3 protein-coding genes are annotated in these 2,848 nt (G+C 64.7%); 1 reads left to right on the top strand and 2 read right to left on the bottom strand.

The window, feature by feature from the left end:
- Positions 1-64: 64 nt before the first annotated feature.
- On the bottom strand, positions 65-1,435 hold the full coding sequence (locus ACLP25_RS08795) for a patatin-like phospholipase family protein (protein ID WP_442468824.1): 1,371 nt from the start codon (positions 1,433-1,435) through the stop codon (positions 65-67).
- 432 nt (positions 1,436-1,867) lie between these two features.
- Between ACLP25_RS08795 and ACLP25_RS08790 the strand changes: the two genes are divergently transcribed.
- Entirely contained in the window at positions 1,868-2,083 is a 216-nt protein-coding gene (locus ACLP25_RS08790) for a hypothetical protein (RefSeq protein ID WP_442468823.1), read from the top strand.
- Positions 2,084-2,592: 509 nt separating this feature from the next.
- On the opposite strand, the gene ACLP25_RS08785 is transcribed toward ACLP25_RS08790, so the two are convergent.
- On the bottom strand, positions 2,593-2,848 hold a 256-nt coding region (locus ACLP25_RS08785), incomplete at its 5' end, for a hypothetical protein (protein WP_442468822.1).

Genomic DNA, 2,848 nt, shown 5'->3' with positions numbered 1-2,848 from the left:
CTCTGATCGTTGTGACGGGCGCAAGGGAACGCATTGATCGACGTCAAATGGCCTTTCCGCACCTTCAGGCACTCCGCCGCATTGCCGGAAGGTTCTGGTTCAGCCAGGCCTCGGCGGCGGCGCGCCCGCCAAGATGGAGGCGTTCGAGAAAGTCCCAGCGTATATTCGCCGCGCTTTCAGCGGCGAACCCCCCGAAATGGTCGTCGGCGGAGATCCGGCCGATTCTGAGCCGGCGGAGTTTGTCCGCCGCCCCGATGATCTTGCCGTATTTGAGCGCTTCGAGTTCGGTGTTGAGCGTCGCGTTGAATTGGATCTGCTCGATCCGGGCGGCAATCTCGCTTGTCGTCTTCGGCAATCGGTTCGACATGTTCGGCGTCACCTGCACGATGAGAATGTGCGACGTCTCCGAAGCGTGAACGAGCGGAATGAGAGGCGGATTGGCGGCGTAACCGCCGTCCCAGTAGGGCTCGCCGTCCAGTTCGATGGCATGATGCAGAAGCGGCAGGCAGGCGGACGCGAGCACCGCGTCAACAGTCAGTTCCGGGTTGGTCAGGATGCGGAGGCTGCCGTCGCGGACGCGCGTCGCGCCGAGTAGGAGCTTGATCGCCGACCGCTCACGAAGACGCGGGAAGTCCACCTCGGCGGCTAGCGCATCGCGTAGCGGATTCACGTTGAAAGGGTTGAATTGATACGGCGACATCATCCGCATGATCAGTTCCAGACCCGCGCTGATGGGCGAGCTTGGCGAAGCCAGCGCGGCGGCCTGGCTCACCTGCCTCCAGAAGCGCGACAGCCGCGCCCGGGCGCCTTCGCGCCCGCCGTCGATCATCCCGGATGCGAGAAGGACGGCATTGACGGCGCCGGCGCTCGACCCGCTGACCGCATCGAACTCAATCCCGGACTCCTCCAGCAGTCGATCGAGGACGCCCCAGGCGAACGCGCCGAAAGCACCGCCGCCCTGCAGCGCGAGTGACAGCTTCTCGGGCGGCCAGGGCGCAGGGCGCCTGGCGAGATGGAGCTTCGGCAGATTCCTCAGTAGCGGCGCGGCTTGCCACAGAGGCGACTCGAACGGCGCGGTCGCCGGTTGCTCCGCCGCCGAAGCGGGCGCGCCCTCCGCAGTCGTCTGCGGCTCGGACGCAGCCAAGCCGACCAAAGGTTCGTTCGAGAGGGTGTCCGCGAGCGAAGCCGAGCGGGTATGCTGCGGCTTCGCCGCAGGCTGAGTTTTGGGAGCCGGCGCCGCTGGGTTTTGTGGCGTTTGCGCCGGCGACTCAGCCTGAGACTTGGCCTCCGCCTCCTGCGTCGGCGCGCTCTCGAGCGACGGCTCCTCCGCCACGGCCACGCGCGGCCCTGTCTGATCCGGCGACCGCGCGCTGCGCGCGCCTACGGCGCTGCGGAGAACTGCGAGCGCTTTGTTCATCCGACTCATGAGACTCATGATCGCCAAAGGTCCTTCATTGTCCGCGAGCGATCCTCCGATGCCTATGGCTACAGGCATGTGACGGGCTTTGGACTTCTTCGCGTCCCTTGGCGGTCGCGATCCTCTTCTCGCGGAGGCTTTCCAAGCGAAGCTCTGCTTCGCGCCGTTGGAACGCGCGCTTCGAGCGGCGCCGTCATCCGTTCCGATTCCCCAGACAACTCCATGTACGAACGTATTGCGGCAGGATGATGCCCTGTCCCAGCCGGCGTTCCGGTCGTTCCGGGCTACCATGGCGACAACCAGAATCCGAAGTTTCTGTGCGAGAAGGCCTACGAGATCGGCCACCCGGTCCTGATCAACGCGATCCAGGGTCCCGACCGTATCATTTTGAAAGCGACCGCCAATGCGTTGCGCGACGTCGCAAACGAGTCGCACATCCTTTGGGATAGGATGTTCGACAATACACAGGACATGCTGTTCAGCGCAGCGACCAACCAGGACGCCAACGACGTGAGCCGGACGATGTCGGCCTTCGTCAATGCGTCCTACCGGGAGATGGCCGGGAATGCAGAAGCCGTCTCGCGCATCTGGCGGCGGTATTTTCGCGAGACGGTCGCCCGGATTGCGACAACGCCGGCTTTCGCCAATCCGTTTGCCGGCGGCTGAAACCCTGAGCGCGCTCTGACCGCTAAAGGCCACGCCCTGAAGGGCCGCGCTCGAAGCACTGTTCTGCAACCCGAACGACGAGGCGGCTCGCGCCTGGTGGACGTCAGAAGGCTATGCGCATCCCGCCCATCCGGTCGTCCCGCTGGCGACGATCCACAAAGTCCGCTTGAAATGCTTCGACGCAAAGGACGACATGTTGGCCGAGAGCCGGGCGTTCCTATTCGACCACGGCTACGCCGGCCTCAACAGCCGGGCGCACACGTCGAGGACCCGGGACGCCGAGCGGGCGAAGCGCGGCCTGCCGCCGCTCAAAGCGGACCGCTTGACGCGACGGTGGAGGCGACGGCCTCGACGTCGGGAACGGGCGCCACAACTTAGGCCGATCGCGACGAGCGAAACAGCGCCGCGAAAGCTCACAACATTCTGTCTACGGGGCGCTGATCCCGGTGTCGGGGAGGGCCTGAGGAAGTTCGGCCTATCTCGGGCCGACAGAGGATGCGCGCTTCCCGTCAGGCTGAACGATCCATTTCCGCGATCGCCTCGTCCCTGCACGCAGTCGCATGCCCGACGTCGCCGTTCATGAGCGCGGCAATCATTTGGGCCGCGCCCGAATCGACGCAGATTGCGATGCTGCGCCGGTGTTCCAGCCGATCCACAACGATCCACGGGCTGTCCTTGATCTGAAGTGTTGAGAAGCGCATTTCTGTCTCCATGTCGTTTTCTTTCCGCTGTATTGATTCGGGGGACTGCGGACGCGACAGCAAG

Origin of the sequence: Roseiarcus sp. (assembly GCF_052145395.1) — a bacterium.
Lineage (GTDB): Bacteria > Pseudomonadota > Alphaproteobacteria > Rhizobiales > Beijerinckiaceae > Roseiarcus.
The sequence above is the reverse complement of the archived record's forward strand: the minus strand, read 5'-3'. Positions and strand labels throughout refer to the sequence as shown.